Annotated in this window: 16 protein-coding genes; 12 read left to right on the plus strand and 4 right to left on the minus strand. The window is 57.0% G+C overall.

Translation table 11 applies throughout. The annotated features are described in order from the left end of the window. Positions 1-128 precede the first annotated feature (128 nt). The 4 genes from NH344_RS14590 to NH344_RS14605 are packed head-to-tail and all read left to right on the plus strand — an operon-like array spanning position 129 to position 3,859. Complete coding sequence (locus NH344_RS14590; protein ID WP_044630668.1) at positions 129-830, plus strand: response regulator transcription factor; 702 nt, start codon at positions 129-131, stop codon at positions 828-830. Continuing rightward, the gene (locus tag NH344_RS14595; protein WP_253028064.1) at positions 827-2,140 is read left to right on the plus strand and encodes an ATP-binding protein; all 1,314 of its coding nucleotides are present in this window, start codon (positions 827-829) and stop codon (positions 2,138-2,140) included. Before NH344_RS14590 ends, NH344_RS14595 begins: the two co-directional genes overlap by 4 nt. Positions 2,141-2,177: 37 nt before the next feature. Beyond that, positions 2,178-2,840 (plus strand): c-type cytochrome, encoded by a 663-nt coding sequence (locus tag NH344_RS14600; RefSeq protein ID WP_062361717.1) that lies wholly within the window; start codon positions 2,178-2,180, stop codon positions 2,838-2,840. After that, on the plus strand, positions 2,837-3,859 hold the full coding sequence (locus tag NH344_RS14605) for a c-type cytochrome (protein ID WP_054645142.1): 1,023 nt from the start codon (positions 2,837-2,839) through the stop codon (positions 3,857-3,859). The genes NH344_RS14600 and NH344_RS14605 overlap by 4 nt, the downstream gene beginning before the upstream one ends. 895 nt (positions 3,860-4,754) lie before the next feature. On the opposite strand, the gene NH344_RS14610 is transcribed toward NH344_RS14605, so the two are convergent. From NH344_RS14610 to NH344_RS14625, 4 genes are all read right to left on the minus strand, one after another. Next, positions 4,755-5,183 (minus strand): transposase, encoded by a 429-nt coding sequence (locus NH344_RS14610; protein ID WP_058577277.1) that lies wholly within the window; start codon positions 5,181-5,183, stop codon positions 4,755-4,757. Between the two features lie 541 nt (positions 5,184-5,724). Next, positions 5,725-6,507 (minus strand): thiol:disulfide interchange protein DsbG, encoded by a 783-nt coding sequence (gene dsbG, locus NH344_RS14615; protein ID WP_062361720.1) that lies wholly within the window; start codon positions 6,505-6,507, stop codon positions 5,725-5,727. Positions 6,508-6,559: 52 nt separating this feature from the next. Beyond that, a complete protein-coding gene (locus NH344_RS14620; protein ID WP_058578377.1) occupies positions 6,560-7,375 on the minus strand; it encodes a TlpA disulfide reductase family protein in 816 nt (271 codons plus the stop codon). A 98-nt stretch (positions 7,376-7,473) separates the two neighbouring features. After that, positions 7,474-9,234 carry a sugar phosphorylase gene (locus tag NH344_RS14625; protein ID WP_253028065.1) on the minus strand — a complete coding sequence of 587 codons (1,761 nt, stop codon included), beginning with the start codon at positions 9,232-9,234 and terminating at the stop codon, positions 7,474-7,476. A gap of 260 nt (positions 9,235-9,494) precedes the next feature. Between NH344_RS14625 and nrdR the strand changes: the two genes are divergently transcribed. The 8 genes from nrdR to NH344_RS14665 all read left to right on the plus strand — a co-directional run bounded on the left by nrdR (position 9,495) and on the right by NH344_RS14665 (position 16,204). Beyond that, complete coding sequence (gene nrdR / locus NH344_RS14630; protein WP_044630383.1) at positions 9,495-9,992, plus strand: transcriptional regulator NrdR; 498 nt, start codon at positions 9,495-9,497, stop codon at positions 9,990-9,992. Beyond that, complete coding sequence (ribD, locus tag NH344_RS14635) at positions 9,992-11,140, plus strand: bifunctional diaminohydroxyphosphoribosylaminopyrimidine deaminase/5-amino-6-(5-phosphoribosylamino)uracil reductase RibD (protein ID WP_062361726.1); 1,149 nt, start codon at positions 9,992-9,994, stop codon at positions 11,138-11,140. The genes nrdR and ribD overlap by 1 nt, the downstream gene beginning before the upstream one ends. A gap of 72 nt (positions 11,141-11,212) precedes the next feature. Next, the gene (ribBA, locus tag NH344_RS14640) at positions 11,213-12,379 is read left to right on the plus strand and encodes a bifunctional 3,4-dihydroxy-2-butanone-4-phosphate synthase/GTP cyclohydrolase II (protein ID WP_044630381.1); all 1,167 of its coding nucleotides are present in this window, start codon (positions 11,213-11,215) and stop codon (positions 12,377-12,379) included. A gap of 4 nt (positions 12,380-12,383) precedes the next feature. Beyond that, a complete protein-coding gene (gene ribE, locus NH344_RS14645; RefSeq protein WP_044630380.1) occupies positions 12,384-12,872 on the plus strand; it encodes a 6,7-dimethyl-8-ribityllumazine synthase in 489 nt (162 codons plus the stop codon). Then, a complete protein-coding gene (nusB, locus tag NH344_RS14650; protein WP_044630379.1) occupies positions 12,869-13,372 on the plus strand; it encodes a transcription antitermination factor NusB in 504 nt (167 codons plus the stop codon). The genes ribE and nusB overlap by 4 nt, the downstream gene beginning before the upstream one ends. Before the next feature lie 34 nt (positions 13,373-13,406). Continuing rightward, positions 13,407-14,384 carry a thiamine-phosphate kinase gene (gene thiL / locus NH344_RS14655; protein WP_228219547.1) on the plus strand — a complete coding sequence of 326 codons (978 nt, stop codon included), beginning with the start codon at positions 13,407-13,409 and terminating at the stop codon, positions 14,382-14,384. Next, a complete protein-coding gene (locus NH344_RS14660) occupies positions 14,381-14,854 on the plus strand; it encodes a phosphatidylglycerophosphatase A (RefSeq protein WP_044630377.1) in 474 nt (157 codons plus the stop codon). Before thiL ends, NH344_RS14660 begins: the two co-directional genes overlap by 4 nt. Positions 14,855-14,950: 96 nt before the next feature. Continuing rightward, the gene (locus tag NH344_RS14665; RefSeq protein WP_044630376.1) at positions 14,951-16,204 is read left to right on the plus strand and encodes a DUF945 family protein; all 1,254 of its coding nucleotides are present in this window, start codon (positions 14,951-14,953) and stop codon (positions 16,202-16,204) included. The last annotated feature ends 90 nt before the right edge of the window (positions 16,205-16,294 follow it).

Raw genomic sequence — 16,294 nt, forward strand, 5'->3', positions numbered from 1 at the left:
CACGGCTTGGAGAGTAGAATTGCTCATGGCGTATCCGTCCTATGTTGGTTGTGATCTGGCGAGATCAATCAACAGGATACGCCACCCTCTCTACTGCCCTCCATACACAAGAACTGAGCTTAACTCCTATGCACGTCCTACTCATAGAAGATGATCCACTGGTGGCCTCGGGTATTCGTTCTGGGCTGATGATGTACCACTTCGTTGTGGAGCACGTTACCTCGGTGCAGGCTGCGCGTCAGGCGATGCAAAGTGTCGCCAGCGACGTGGTGATTCTTGATCGTGGACTACCCGATGGCGATGGCTTGGCGCTGCTGCAATCCTGGCGCGATGAGGGCGTGACGACACCTGTGCTCATGCTGACTGCCAGGGATGCCGTGCGCGACAGAGTGGGTGGGCTGCAAAGCGGGGCCGATGATTACCTAGTGAAGCCCTTTGATTTAGATGAGCTGGTGGCAAGGCTACATGCGCTACTGCGGCGCGTAGCCGGGCGCAGCCAAGGGCTGACCGTGCATGGCGCGCTGACACTAGACCCCAGCGCTCGGGAGGTGCGGGTAGCGGGCGAACTGATAGCGCTCTCCCGCCGTGAGTTGGTGCTGTTAGAGGCTTTTTTACACGCCCCGCGCAGCGTGCTCTCGGCGGACCAGCTCAAAGATAGCCTCTATGGGCTAAGCGATGACGTAGAGAGTAATGCGCTCAATGTCCATATTCATCATCTGCGCCGCAAATTGGGCAGTGGGATTATCGAGACCGTGCGCGGCTTGGGCTACCGCTTGGGCAAGCCAGAAGCCGTGCTTGCGCCGGGGCAAACGCCTAAGGGGCAGCGATGAGTCTACGCGCCCGCCTGCTACTCACGCTTGGGCTGACGTTGGCGCTGCTATGGGGCGTTGCGGCTGCTTGGCTGCTCAACGATTTGCAGAAAACCTTTGTCGCCACCCTGGACCAGCGTTTGGCTCAGTCCGCGCGCATGGTGGCCGGGCTGGTGCATCAATTGCCGGAGGATGTGTGGGAGCAGAGCATGATGACGACGCTTGCCATTCCACCCATCGAGGGGCTGGCCTGCCAGGTGCACTCGCCACGCGGAGAGGTGATTGCTCGCACCCACGCCAACATGGATAGCGTGCTAGCGCCAGGGCAGCGCGGTCACACCTACCGCCAGGAAGGGGATACCACTTGGCGCGTCTTTACCTACGAGCGCGGCGGCCTGGTCATTACCACGGCGGATCGAATGGATGAGCGCACGATGCTGCTAAACGGGGTAGTTCGGGTAGCCGTCGTGCCGTTTGTGGTGGCGTTAACCGGCAGCCTGATTGCGCTTTGGGTGGGTATATGGCGCGGGCTGGCACCGTTGTCACGGTTGCGTGAGTCGTTAGCCAGCCGCCACCCAGAAGCGCTGGCACCGGTGGCTACCTACGGCGTGCCGAAAGAGATGAAGCCCCTTATCGATACGCTCAACAGCCTCTTAATACGCGTGCAGCAAACCCTGGTGCGGGAGCAGCGTTTTACCAATGACGCCGCCCATGAGCTGCGCACCCCGCTCACCGCTATTAAGACGCACCTACAGGTTGCCCAACGTGCTGAAGGCCCGGCTGCTCAAGAAGCCCTTAAGTATGCCGAAGCAGGCGTCGTGCGCTTGGCCCACACCTTAGGCCAACTGCTCACGCTGGCCCGTGTGGAAGGCCGCATGCGCTTTGATGATGGTGAGCCAAGCGAAGTAGCCCAAGTTGTTGAGCTAGCTGTTGCTGATAGCGCCGCTGCTCAGGGGCAGTGCCAGTGGCCTGAAGTGCTGCCTCAAGTGTATTTGGCCATGCCCAGAGAGCTGGCGATTACGGCGCTGCGTAACCTAGTGGATAACGCATTGCATCACGGGCCACGCGGAGCGCCCATCACCCTGATGGCAGAACAAACGCATAGCGACATTACCTTCACCGTGCATGACCAAGGCCCTGGGGTGGATGAAGAGACACTGGCCCAACTGACACAACGTTTTTGGCGGGCCAGTAAGCAGCAGGGCAGTGGTCTGGGGTTGGCCATCGTTGCAGCGATTGCCGAGCGTTTTGGTGGCGACGTGCGTTTTGAAAACGCAAAAGCAGGGGGCTTCTATGCGCATCTCACGATTCCCACGGTGTCACCGCTATAAAGCAATTCCATAACAACCGACGCGATCAGGGGGAGTAATGAAAACATCAATGTGGGGCAGGCTTAGCCTGCTGATGGGCGCTTGCTTGATGGCGAGTGGCAGCATAGCTCAAGAGGGAGATGCCGAGCGGGGTGAAGCGGCATCGGCGACATGTGTGGCCTGTCACCAAGCCAACGGAGGAGGCATGAACATTTCCGGCGGCGAATCCTGGCCGCGCTTGGCAGGCTTAAATTCCAACTACATCGCTAAGCAGCTGCACGATTTTAAAGCCGGGGACCGTCAGAACGCGACGATGGTGACGTTCGCCAATATGCTCGACGATCAGCAAATTGCCGACGTGGCGGCGTATTACAGCCAGCTACCCGCGACGCCAGGCCAAGGCGGCGACAATGCCGATGAAGCGCTGCTGGCGCGCGGTCAGCAACTAGCGGAACGCGGCGACTGGAACGCCTATATCGTTTCCTGCCAGAGCTGTCATGGCCCCGGTGGCCAAGGCGTCGGTGAGACATTCCCAGGCATCGCGGGGCAACATGCGGGCTATATCAGTGCACAGCTAAACGCTTGGAAGAATGACACACGCAGCAACGACCCTCAAAACCTAATGGGGGCGATTGCCAAGCGTATGAGTGAAGAGGATATTCAGGCGGTCTCCGCGTGGTACGCCACCCAGCCCGCCGCTGAAGGGGAGGCCGCACAATGAGTAACTACCATCGTTATATAGTGATCGCGCTATCCAGCAGCGCGCTTGCAGTGGGCACCGGTTTGAGCCTCTACGCAGCGAATGCGTTTGCCCAGCAGGAGGAGCGGGTCGATGCCGCGCTGAATCAGCTAGTACACGAACCGCCCACCATGGAAGACTTGGAAGCCTCGGATCTCCATCCAGAGCTTAAAAAAGTCATTCGCTACGGCTATGACCTATTTACCAATACCCAGCAGCTAAGAGGCGAGTACGTTTTTAACGATATGAACTGCTCAAGCTGCCATCTAGGAGAGGGCCGCGTACCGTTTAGCGCGCCGGTATGGGCAGCTGCCATCACCTTGCCCGATTTTCGCGGTAAAAATCAGCATGTGAACAACCTGGAAGAGCGCATTGCAGGCTGCTTTGCCTACTCCATGAACGGCACACCGCCTGAGTACGGTAGCGACGAAATGCTGGCGCTTAGCGCCTACCACCAGTGGCTCGCCACCGGTGCGCCGATGTACCCCGATAAACCGATCTATGGCCGTGGTTTCCCAGCGCCTGAACAGCCTGAAACACCCAGCTATGCCAGAGGCGAGGCGGCGTACCAGGAAAACTGCGCCATTTGCCACCAAGAAGATGGCTCTGGGCACTATGAAAACGGCGAATATGTTTTCCCCGCCCCTTGGGGCGATGGCTCTAACAACTGGGGGGCCGGTATTGCACGGGTAGAAACCATGGCTGGGTTTATCTATCAAAACATGCCGCTGGGCCAGCCGCGCTCGTTAACCGGCCAGCAGGCGTGGGATATTGCCTACTACATCAATAGCCAAGAGCGCCCCCAAGACCCGCGCTACACCGGCGATGTTGCAGAAACCGCCGAGCGATTCGGCCCCACATTCCACAACCGCTCGCTCTACGGCCAAACCCGCGAGCATGACGGCCATGTGCTAGGCGACCACGCTAATTTTGGCGAGAAAGGTGACATCCAACCCTGGAACGTTGGCATGCCACGGTTCGAAAATCTCTCTGAGGAGTAAGCTTGAACGCATTTGCAGGAGAAAGCGTCAGGAGTGTTGTGGGAGGGAGCTTCAGCTCGCGACGGTTAGGGCACCAGTGCTGCGGCAGGCTAAGGGCGGCTGACGCCGCCGTCGCCCAATAAATTGGCCTCCCACTGTTGAGTTTGCCGCTGTTCGATCAGTGATCTTATCTCTCTAGCTATTGGCTTGGGCCAATAATACGGAGCTTCTGCTGTGCAAAGGTTTTGTTCTGTTGAAGGCCAGTATTATCTGAAGAGTAGGTAATGACTGTGTGGGAGGGAGCTTCAGCTCGCGATGATTAGGGCTTCAGTGCTGCGGCAGGCTAAGGGCGGCTGACACCGCCGTCGCCCAATGAATTGGCCTCCCACTGTCGAGTATGCCGCTGTTCGATAAGTGACCTTCCCTCTCGAGCTATTGGGTTGGGCCAATAATACTGACCTTCTACTGTGCAAAGGTTTTGTTCTGTTGAAGGCCAGTATTATCTGAAGAGTAGGTAATGACTGTGTGGGAGGGAGCTTCAGCTCGCGACGATTAGAGCACCAGTGCTGCGGCAGGCTAAGGGCGGCTGACGCCGCCGTCGCCCAATGAATTGGCCTCCCACTGTTGAGTTTGCCGCTGTTCGATCAGTGATCTTATCTCTCTAGCTATTGGCTTGGGCCAATAATACGGAGCTTCTGCTGTGCAAAAGTTTTGTTCTGGTTAAGGTCAGTATTATCTGAGGAGTAGGTAATGACTGTGTGGGAGGGAGCTTCAGCTCGCGATGATTAGGGCTCCAGTGCTGCGGCAGCTTAAGGACGGCTGACGCCGCTGTCGCCCAATAAACTGGCCTCCCACCTCTGGGTTTTTTCTAATCGACAAACGGCTGGTTGTTTACACTTGTATTCTAGGATGTGACTTATAGCCAAATAGCATCCCAATAGCTGTACTTTCCTATATCTTCGACCAAATTGGCTCTTAGAGGATTGGCAACGATATATCTAGCAGCTGCTTTTAGCGATGCTTCATCTTTAATCATTCGATCGTGAAAGCCATCTTGCCAAAGACGCCTGCCAATATTCAGCGATACGTAAGCCTTATAACGTCTCACAGCCTCAGAAAGGTCGCCATTTAGCTGAAGCAACCAATGGATATGGTCTGGCATAACAACAAAAGCAAAAGTTGTCGCCAGCTCGCTCACGCGAGGGTGGTAAAAGTGCCTGGATGCACAACAGGCAGTATGAAAATTAGTAAAAACCTGCTGACGATGGCGGGTCGTCGCAGTGACTAAGTAGTGAGCATTCGGGATTGATTGCCTCCCTTGGCGAAGCAGATGGCTCCTGTTCATTATATGCTCCCTATAAATTTTTAATTAACTTAGCACATGCTGTGTAGCATTTTCTGTAGGAGGGAGCTTTAGCTCGCGATAATGAAGGCACCTCTGCTGCGGCAGGCTAAGGGCGGCTTTCGCCACCATCGCCCAATAAATTGGCCTCCCACATCAGGCTCTTCACCCCTCAAGCAGTCAGGTGTGGGAGGGAGCTTCAGCTCGCGATAATGAAGGCGCCACTGCTGCGGCAGGCTAAGGGCGGCTGACGCCGCCGTCGCCCAATAAATTGGCCTCCCACATCAGGCTCTTCACCCCTCAAGCAGTCAGGTGTGGGAGGGAGCTTCAGCTCGCGATGATGAAGGCACCACTGCTGCGGTAGGCTAAGGGCGGCTGACGCCGCCATCGCCCAATAAATTGGCCTCCCACATCAGGCTCTTCACCCCTCAAGCAGTCAGGTGTGGGAGGGAGCTTCAGCTCGCGACGGTTAGGGCACCAGTGCTGCGGCAGGCTCAGGGCGGCTGACGCCGCCGCCCAATAAATTGGCCTCCTACTTCTTTTGTTAAGGCGCTTCGCTACCCATCATCTCAATGAGGCGTTCTTGGCTGGGGAGGCCTTGGATTCGGTCAATGCGCACAGTGCCGCCTTCAGCCTCACGTTGGAAAGCGCTGGTGGGGGTGGCGTAGAGGCCTAGCTCTTCAAAGAGCTGGTTGTTGGCATATACCTGCTCTTCGATATCCCGTGGCTGTGCGCTGGGGGAGAGCTCATCACCTTCACTGTGACGGTGCAGGGCAGCGGAGGGGTCGTCAGCGCCGAGAATGGTAGCGGCTAACGCAGGGCTATTGGGGGCGAGAATGCCGACCATAATATGGCGTAGCTGAACCTCGCCAGCCTCTACCCAAGGGCGGGTTTGTTGCCACAGCTGACGGCAGTAAGGGCAGTTGGCGTCGGTGAAGGTGTAGATGACGCGTGGGGCATCCGGGTCGCCATCCTGAATCCAGCGGCTCTCTTCAAGCAGCTTCCAGGTTTCGGCCTCTAAGGGTGCCCGTACGTGCTCGTCAAGCTGTGCTTCCGTCAGGTTGCTACCTTCGCTATCGACTAGCGTGCCGATAATGGCGTGCTCTCCATCTGGCGTTAAATAAATCGCCATATCCTGGCCCTGAGCGCTGGCCCCAAAGCCGCGCATTCCCCCGGGCGCCTCAAATTGCCCGTGAATGGTTAAGCCCTGGTTGGCCAGCGCCTGCACGGGGGCTGGTAGCTCGTCGGCATGGCTGGCTGCCGCTGCGCTACCCAGCGCGGCAAGTAAAGCGAAACGGCCAACATGGGGTAAGAAAACACGTTGCATAGCACTATCCTTATGAAAACGGCTTGGTGTGGGTGCCGCGAGGCAAAATATATTAGCGAATACGCGAAAGGCCATCTTGCAAAGTGGCGCGGGAAAGCTCGCCAAAATGGGTGCTCACGAGCTGTCCATCCGCGTTGTAGTAAAGCGTTGTGGGCATGGCATGGGCTCCGGTGGTTTGACCCAGGGCATTGCTCGGGTCTTGCCATACATTCTTCAAATCAAAGCCGTGTTCGCTCATAAACGCATGAATGTGTTGAAGGCTTTCACCTTGGTTAACGAACACAAAGGTAATGTCCTGCGCTTGTTGCTGGGCCTCTTCAAACACCGGCATTTCACGAATACATGGCGGGCACCAACTTGCCCATAGGTTAACTACCATGGGCTTTTGCTCCTGCTGAGCAAGTTGGGGCAGGGTAATAGGCTCGCCGTTGAGCGTAGCAAGCGGAGTAGTGGGCAGTGGGCGTGCCTGCTGTTCGATCAGTAGCGTACTGCCAGCTGTCAAGCCCCAGGCTAAACCGCCTACCAAAAGCGCCCCGGCAAGCGGTACTCGTTGGCGCGGTGAGCGCCATATTGCCCATCCAGCGTAGCTAAGGCCCGCCACTATACCACCGAGTATATCGAAGCCGCCATCGCGAATATCTAAGCGCGATAGCATGCTGTCATAGTCGCTCCAGTAACGCACAACAAAGACGAGGCGTGCGGCCACCAGCGCCACAAATAGCAGGGTAAATAACGTATCGCTGACCGCCACGCGATGCCGCTGGCCAATAAGCGCACCCGCTAGCAGGGCCAGTAAAAAGGCAAATCCAATCATCAATTGATGCAGACTAAACCCCATGGGGCCAATCGCAACACTTTGCTGCAACATAGTCACTCACGCTTTCACCAGTGGTTTAGCGTAAGTGTGTCAGAACAAGATTATTTAACGATTATCTCTCGTTGCCCTGAGTCGTTATGTCGCAAGCCTTATGCTTCAGCAGCCAGCCAGCGGACGGCATAGGGCGGCAGTGTTTCTTCGTGGTGAGCTGTCAGCGGGTCTAGCGGCTGCCAGTGGTACTGGGTAAGCGCTTGGTTCAGGGCATCGCCTGCGTGAGCGAGATCAAACTTAACATCGGTGACGTTATACAGCGCGAGTAGGCGTCGCCCGTTACGGAGTGGCCCGCGCTCAATGGCTAGCAGCTCGGGTGGCGTTTCTATCACGCGCTGCGGGGCGTTGGGGTGAAAGCAGGGCTCTTGGCGACGCTGCACTAGTAGCCGGTGCAGGGCATGGAAAACGTCATGGGTGGGGGTGGAAGGGCTCTCCAGCAGCAGTGCCAGCTCATCAAGCTGCCAGCGGCGACGGTTAATCGAGCGTAAGCGGCCGCTGCGCTCCACACCTTCGACATCATTTAGCGTGCCGGTGAGCGTATGGATATAGAGTGCGGGTATTCCTTGTAGGCTGAGCATGATCGCTTGGCTGCATAGAAAGCGCGCAATTTGCCACGGGTCTGGCCCGCGGCGGGTGCCGCGCATGGCCTCAAACCAGGTAATGTTAATTTCGTAGGGTGTGTCGCTGCCATCAGGGTTGCTGCGCATGCTGACAAAGCCACCAAAACGATGCATCAGTTCCAGCAGTGCGTCGCGTTCATGGTCAGGCAACAGGCCTTCTAACGGCCGTACGCCAATACCGTCGTGGCTCGCGGTGAAGTTTAAGTAGGTGCACTGTTCAGGCAGCACCGGCAAGCTGTTTAACCACGTTTGTATCGTCGTCGCTTCGCCGCGGGTGAGGGTGTGCAGCAGCAGGGGCGGCAGGGCGAACTGGTACACCATGTGGGCTTCATCGGGCGCGCCTTTCGCTAATCGCTCCAAGCCAAAGTAGCTGATGTTTTCGGCATGGGGCACGTTGGTTTCGGTGATCAGCAGCGTGCCGGGGGCTATTTCATCCACGATGGCGCGAAGTAAGCGCACAACGGTATGGGTTTCCGGCAGGTGAATGCAGGAGGTGCCCAATCGCTTCCACAAAAACGCCACCGCGTCCAAGCGAATAATGCGCACCCCTTGCTGTAGGTAGAACAGCAGAATACCCACGAACTCTAACAACACATCCGGGTTTTCGAAGTTGAGGTCTATTTGGTCTTCCGAGAAAGTCGCCCACACGTGGCGCGTACCCCGGCGCGTAGAGATCGGCACTAGAAGTGGGCTACTGCGCGGGCGGGTGACTTGGGAGACATCGGTATCCGGATCCACTTCGATAAAGTAGTCGCGACCGGGCAGGCTGCCGGTCAGGTAATCCACAAACCAGAGCGACTCTCTGGAGACATGGTTCAGCACTAAATCAGCCATCAAGTCATAGTGGCTGGCTAGCGTTTGGATATGCGCCCACTCGCCCAGCTCGCTATTGACCTCGCGGTAGTGAATCACCGAAAAGCCGTCGTCGCTGCTCCAGGGGAAAAAGGGCAGTACGTGAACCCCGCTAATGGCATCCCCCAGATAGCGCTGTAGAAAAGTATCCAGCACCGCTAAAGGCGGCGTACCTTCATCCAAGATGGAGTCACCGTAACAAATGACCCACTGATCTTTTTCGCTCCATGTTGGTGCGTCGTGGCCCGCCGTGTTAGCGGGTGGGGAAGCCGTCGAGGCGGTACGAAAATTCGCAAGATGCTGGCCAATACGCCGCTGTACTTCCCCCGCACGGGGGCCATACAGGTGGGTAAGGTAGTGGTGAACGGTCTGCTCGAAAGGGGTCATAAAGGGCGTCCTATAAATCAACCTTCGACAAACGCTGCAGCTTGTGTGCCAAATCGTTACAATACCGTGTTGATACGCGTTGTATAACACAGCTACGCCCTAAGGGCAGCGATAAGGCTGCCGCTGACAATAGGCGATAAAACAGGTTATAAAATGGCGAATAACGGGCAGGGCATGGAGCCTTGTAGCGCTTTTTATTCGTACAGGCTGACACGCTGCACGCACAGCTACTAGTGCGTACTGATAATAGGTTGACTGCCATGCATTGCCCTTTTTGTGGTGCAAATGATACCCGAGTGACAGATTCCAGGCTGGTGGCGGAAGGCGACCAGGTGCGCCGCCGCCGTCAGTGTGCCAACTGCCAAGAGCGTTTTACGACTTATGAAACCGCTGAGCTGATTATGCCGCGGGTCGTAAAATCCGACGGCTCTCGCGAGAGCTTTAATGAGGCGAAACTACGCGACGGTATGCTGCGCGCGCTGGAAAAGCGCCCGGTAAGCGCTGAAGCGATTGAAGTGTCGGTAGAGCGTATTCGCCAGACGCTGCGCGCCCGTGGCGACCGTGAAGTCAACGCGCGTGAGATTGGTGAAGCGGTGATGAAAGCGCTGCGTAGCTTGGATCAAGTGGCCTATATTCGTTTCGCCTCGGTATATCGTAAATTTCAGGATTTAGACGAGTTCCGGGCGGAAATCGACCGCCTCTCCCAAGAGCCCACGGATGAGCCAGAGGGCAGTGGGACACAGCACGGAGCATCGTAATGGGTGAATTCTCCACCGCCGACTATCGCTACATGGCTCGCGCTATCCAGCTAGCCAAACGCGGGCTTTATACCACCGACCCCAACCCCAGGGTGGGGTGTGTGATGGTGCACTTTGATGGCAGCGCGGAAGGCAGCATTGTGGGCGAGGGATACCATGTGCGTGCGGGAGAACCCCATGCAGAAATTCACGCCCTAAAGGCGGCAGGCAGCGCCGCCCAGGGTGCCACCGCTTATGTCACGCTAGAGCCTTGCTCACATACCGGGCGAACAGGGCCCTGCGCGGTGGCGCTGGCGCAAGCGGGTGTTGCGCGCGTGGTGGTGGCGATGGGGGACCCTAATCCCCAGGTCAGTGGTGGCGGTATTGAGCATTTGAAAGCAGCAGGCATTCAGGTGCAGGTAGGCCTGTTGGAAGCAGATGCCCGGGCGCTGAATCCGGGCTTTATTTCCCGTATGGAGCGTCAGCGCCCCTTTGTGCGGCTGAAAATGGCGATGAGCTTGGATGGCCGTACCGCCATGGGGTCGGGGGAGTCCCAGTGGATTACCGGCCCGCAAGCGCGCACCCAAGTGCAGCGGCTGCGCGCCCGCTCAAGCGCTATTCTGAGCGGCGTGGAATCTATCATTATGGATGATTCACGCTTAACGCTGCGTGCCGACCAACTGGCACTGGATAACGCCGCCGAGATCGTGCAGCGCCAGCCGCTAAGAGTGATCTTGGATTCGCGCCTTCGCTTACCGCTTGCCGCGGCCTGCCTACGAGAGCCAGGGCGCACGCTGATTATCACCACCGATCAGCATAGCGAAGAGAAACGGCGTAAACTGGCGGCGGCGGGTGCTGAGATTCAGGTGCTTCCTGCCGAAGGCGGCCGGATTGCGCTGGCTGACATGCTGCGTTGGCTGGCAGATAATGAGCAGGTTAACGAGCTGTTGGTAGAGACCGGCGCAACGCTAGCAGGAGCGTTACTGGAGGCGAATTTAGTCGACGAGCTGCAGCTATTTGTTGCTCCTACGCTATTAGGCGGTGAAGCAAGGCCACTATTTGCACTGCCGGGAATTACCCAGATGGCCGATCAGAAACGCTTGACGATTAAAGAGTCGCGAACCGTTGGGCAAGACTGGTGGATCACCGCCACCCCTCACGCTGACTAGCGCAAGCCGTCATTGCAAGGTACCCTGACGCCCGAAATCGCATACGATGCGACCACATTTTTTGGAGATTCCATGGCGCACTCCTCTTCTGAGGGCTTATCCCCTATCGCTGAGCTGGTGGACGATATTCGCCAGGGCAAAATGGTGATTCTCATGGATGATGAGGATCGCGAGAATGAAGGTGATATCATCATGGCCGCCGAAATGGTGAAGCCTGAGCATATCAACTTCATGGCACGATACGCGTGCGGCTTGATCTGTATGCCGATGACCCGTGAGCGCTGCGAGCAGCTCAACTTGCCGCTGATGGTACGGGACAACGGCTCAGGCTTTGGCACCAAGTTCACGCTCTCTATTGAGGCAGCCGAAGGTGTCACGACCGGTATTTCAGCGGCTGACCGCGCGCGCACTGTGCAGGCAGCCGTTGCACCGAATGCCAAGCCTTCGGATATCGTTCAGCCAGGGCATATTTTCCCGCTGATGGCCGAGCCGGGCGGCGTGCTTCGCCGTGCCGGTCATACGGAGGCGGCCTGTGATTTGGCAGCGCTGGCAGGCTTTGACCCCAGCGGTGTGATTTGTGAAATTATGAACGATGACGGCAGTATGGCGCGTCGTCCGGAACTGGAAGTGTTTGCGAAGACGCATGGCATTAAGATGGGCACCATTGCCGATCTGATCCACTACCGTATTGTGAACGAGCAAACGGTGGACCATATAGAAACCTCTCAGGTGTCGACCGTTCACGGCAAGCTTGCGCTACATGTGTTCCGTGATCGCATTCAAGGTGCGCACCATTTGGCGCTGGTAAAAGGGCAGCCGACGCCGGAGCAGGCCACCACCGTACGTGTGCACCTTGCAGATACGCTGCGCGACGTGATGGGCTTAATGAAGGGTGAGCAGTGTCGGTGGGATGCCAACCGCGCTATTCATGAAATTGCCCAAGCCCAGGCCGGTGTGTTTGTACTGATTGATGATGGGCGTCCTAATCAAGATTTGAAAGACCAGCTAGATATCTTTCTGGATCGCGTACGCCAGCCGCGTACCAGCGACTCAGACGGTTCTGGCAACTACTTAACGATTGGTACTGGCTCGCAGATTCTGCGCCACTTAGGCGTTGGTAAAATGCGGCTACTCAGCTCTCCGTGGAAATTCTCAGCGCTCTCTGGGTTTGGTCTTGAAGTAGTCGAGCGCCTGGGGCCCAATGACACGGCGTATGAGCCAACTTTTCAGCAGGAATAAATTGATGCAACCCCTTTCGCAAATTGAAGGCACTTTTGTAGACGTTGATGGACGCTATGTCATCGTGGTGGGCCGCTTTAATCACCACGTGGTCGATAGCTTGGTGGAAGGTGCCGTCGATAGCCTGACACGCCACGGTGTGGATGTGGAAAATATCCATATCGTTCATGTGCCGGGCGCGTGGGAACTGCCCCTGGCCGTGAAGCGTGTACTCAATGTGATGAAGCCGGATGCGGTGATTGCCCTCGGTGCGGTCATTCGTGGCGGCACGCCACATTTTGAGTACGTGGCGGGTGGCTGCAACACGGCTATTAACCATCTCCAACTTGAGTTTGATACGCCCGTAGCCAATGGCGTATTAACCGTTGAGTCTATTGAGCAAGCCATTGAGCGTGCAGGCACCAAAGCCGGTAATAAAGGCACCGAAGCGGCGATGGCCGCGATGGAAATGGTGTCTCTACTGCGCGCGCTGCCGGTAGGAGACTCTCAATGAGCGAGCGTCGTGAGCGCAAGCCCTCTGCGGCACAGCAGGGGCGTCACGCCGCAAGGGAGTTAGCGGTACAGGGGCTTTACCAGTGGCAGATGACCGGTAAGTCCATTACCACGATTGAAGCTGAGTTTCGTAGCCAAGTGGCTGACGATGACTTAGAAGATCATGAGAACTGGGTAAAGGTCATGGAAATCGCGGACAAAGCGCTGTTCCATGAGCTACTGCATAACACGGTGCGTTTCAAAACCGAGCTGGACCGTGAAATTGCCCCATTGCTTGATCGCCGTTTGGAAGATTTGGACGCGGTGGAGCTGGCGATTCTTCGTCTCGGCGCTTACGAGCTTTCCCGGCGAATGGAAGTGCCTTACCGCGTAGTGATTAACGAAGGCGTTGAGCTGGCAAAATCATTTGGCGCCACCGACGGCCATAAATACGTGAATGGCATTCTCGATAAGCTGGCAAACCGCTTACGAAGTGCCGAAGTCAGCGCCCGCCGCTTGTAAGCGGGCCGCCTGATCAAGCGTTTAAGGGGCCTTTGTGCTTGCCGAATTCGATCTGATTCGACGTTACTTTATGTCGCCGCAGGAGGCACAAGCGACAGATGGCGTTGCCCTAGGATGCGGCGATGACGCCACTCTATTGGTACCCCAGGCGGGGCAGCAGCTGGCGGTGAGTGTTGATACATCCGTCGTCGATGTTCACTTTCCCCACGATGCCCCCGCCTATGCGATAGGACACCGAGCGTTAGCCGTGGCACTCAGCGACTTAGCCGCGATGGGGGCTAAGTCGCGCTGGTGCTTGATGGCTATCACCTTGGATCAGCGCGCCTTTAAAGATGACACTGCCGCTGAGCAGTGGCTTGCCGATTATGCCAGCGGTTTTCACACGCTTTGCCAGCAGCACGCGACGACACTCGCTGGAGGCGATGTTACCTCTGGCGCGCTCAGCATTAGCGTCACCGTGATGGGCGAAGTGCCTACTGGCACGGCTATAACGCGTTCGGGCGCGCAGGTGGGCGATGTGGTGGCCGTGACCGGTGCATTAGGTGGCGGTGCTGGCGGGCTAGCGTTGTGGCAACAGGGTGAACGCGACCTGAAACACCCGTTGCTACAGCGCTATCTCTTGCCTCAGCCCCGACTAAAGGCCGGCATTGCGCTACGCGGGCTGGCCACAGCGGCGATGGATATCTCCGATGGCCTGCTAGCGGATCTGGCGCATCTGCGGGAAGCGTCCCAGGTAGGTGTCGCTTTGCAGCCCGACTCGCTACCCCTAGCCGAAGGATTAGCCGAAGTGCTGGGCAGCGAAGCGGCCTTAACCGCAGCGCTATCTGGCGGTGATGACTACGAACTGCTGGTGACACTACCTCCCTCCAAGGTTGCTCAAGCGCAAATGCAGCTGGCCGAGTTAGGCCTTTCGCTTAGCATTATTGGCCGCTGCACCGAAGCGCTTGGGGTGACGGGAGTGCCTGTAGAAGGGGCGACTGGCTGGCAGCATTTTCGTGGGGGTGCCCAATGAATCGAGCACCGGCGAGCGTCTGGCGGCGCCCCACCCACTTTTTTGCTTTTGGCCTCGGCAGTGGCACGGTGCCTTGGGCACCGGGTACCTTTGGTACTCTGGCTGCGATTCCTTTCTACTGGATGATGGCCGACCTGACGCTAGGCTGGTACCTAGGCATTGTGCTGGCAGCCTTTGTGGTTGGTGTATGGCTGTGCGATAAAACGTCTCATGACCTGGGGGTGCATGATCACTCAGGGATCGTATGGGATGAGTTTGTTGGTTACTGGATTACCATGGCAGCGGTTCCTTTCTCCTGGGAGGCAGCGCTGTGGGGGTTTGTGGTATTTCGCATCTTCGATGTCTTTAAGCCATGGCCCATTCGCTGGGCTGACCGCCGAGTAGCTGGTGGCTTTGGCATTATGATTGATGATGTGATGGCAGGGGTCTACGCCTGGAGTACTATGCACCTTTGGTTTTGGCTGCATTAAGTTAAGCCTGCGCATCAACTGCTATGCTTACTGTGTTGCACGCCTACTGCTTGTATGGAGCGAAGCCTTCTTGGGGAGGCTATTCAAGGAGATAGCATGCGCAAGGAACGTTTGATCGTGCCTATCCTCGCGGCCGTGGCCGTGATCTGGATGGTCGCGCAACTGCTATCCAGCGTTCTTTTTGAACGTAGCCTACGCCAAGCGCTGGAAGATCTGGAGGCGCGGGGCGAGTGGCGTGTCAGTCGAATTGAGAACCACCAGGGGTGGCTAACCTCCCGTGGAGGGCTGGTTCTTTCTCCTCTTTTAGGTCGGCCTTGGCGTTTGGAACTGACCTACCGGGCCCGTCATGGTGTGCTCAGCACGGATGTTGAAGGCACCCTATTGCCGCGCTTGGATAGTGTATTGCAGAAAGCGGTGGGTGAGGTCTCGGCGCCTTCGGTGCCACGCTGGCAAGGCCGCTATCAAACGTTGAGTGGGCACACCGAGCTGCGTCTGGCCCTGGCGCCCTTTGTGATTCAGCAGAGCGGGCGTGAGCTGGCGGTTCGTGGTGCTCGCGTTCGGCTAGAGGGGCTGTTTGGTGACTGGCGTTTGCGCGGGTTGCTGGAACAGCTCACGCTGACCGATGGCCTTGCCCAACTCACGCTGGGGCCAACCCAGCTAGAAAGCCGTTATACCTATATTGAAGATGCCTACCATTTTGCTCAGCGCGACCATCTGCATATTGAAAGTTTAGCGCTGCGCTATCCCGCTTACGATATTCATGTCACACCCTTAGATGTGCATAGCCATATGGAGCTGGATGAGAGTGAGCTGCGCTTGAAGGGCGAGCTGATTATTGGCGATGTGCGTGTGCCTAGCGAAGCACCTGATACCTCGCTGTTAAGCGGCCGTATAGAAGCGGAGCTTTCCCGGCTAAACGGAGATGCAGTGCGGGCAACCATTCGTCGGCTGCGTCAGGAGGCTGCTTGGGGCGATGCTAGCCTGCCTATGGCAGAAGGCTTATTGTCACGCTTAGAGCCAAATTTGCTCCAGGTACTCAGTAATTCTCCGCGCTTAGATGTTACCACTATTGATATTGATAGCCCGTTGCTTGGCTTGCAGGTGGATGCCGAGGGGGCTCTGTTTTTTGATGCGCGCCGCCTGGATGAGTTAAGTATCACGGCTCTTGGTAAATCCGATGAACGTGCTCGCTGGCTAGAGCGCATCGACGGCGATTTTATTTGGCATGATGCCCCAACGGTTGCCGCCCTTTGGTTGGGCTTGCCTTTAGGCACGCGGGAGCTGCAGTTTGATGTGATTCGAGGAGTCTGGCGTGTGAATGGCCGCCCTATGCCGACGCTTTGGCCATGAATGCTTTCATAACCATTGGCTAAATTGCCTTGAGGGTTGAAGTTTTCCCTGTGTGCCCACATTCCTTTAGCAATGCTGAGTGGCCCAAGC

Source organism: Halomonas sp. Ps84H-12, from assembly GCF_024124725.1.
Classification (GTDB): Bacteria; Pseudomonadota; Gammaproteobacteria; order Pseudomonadales; family Halomonadaceae; genus Vreelandella; species Vreelandella aquamarina.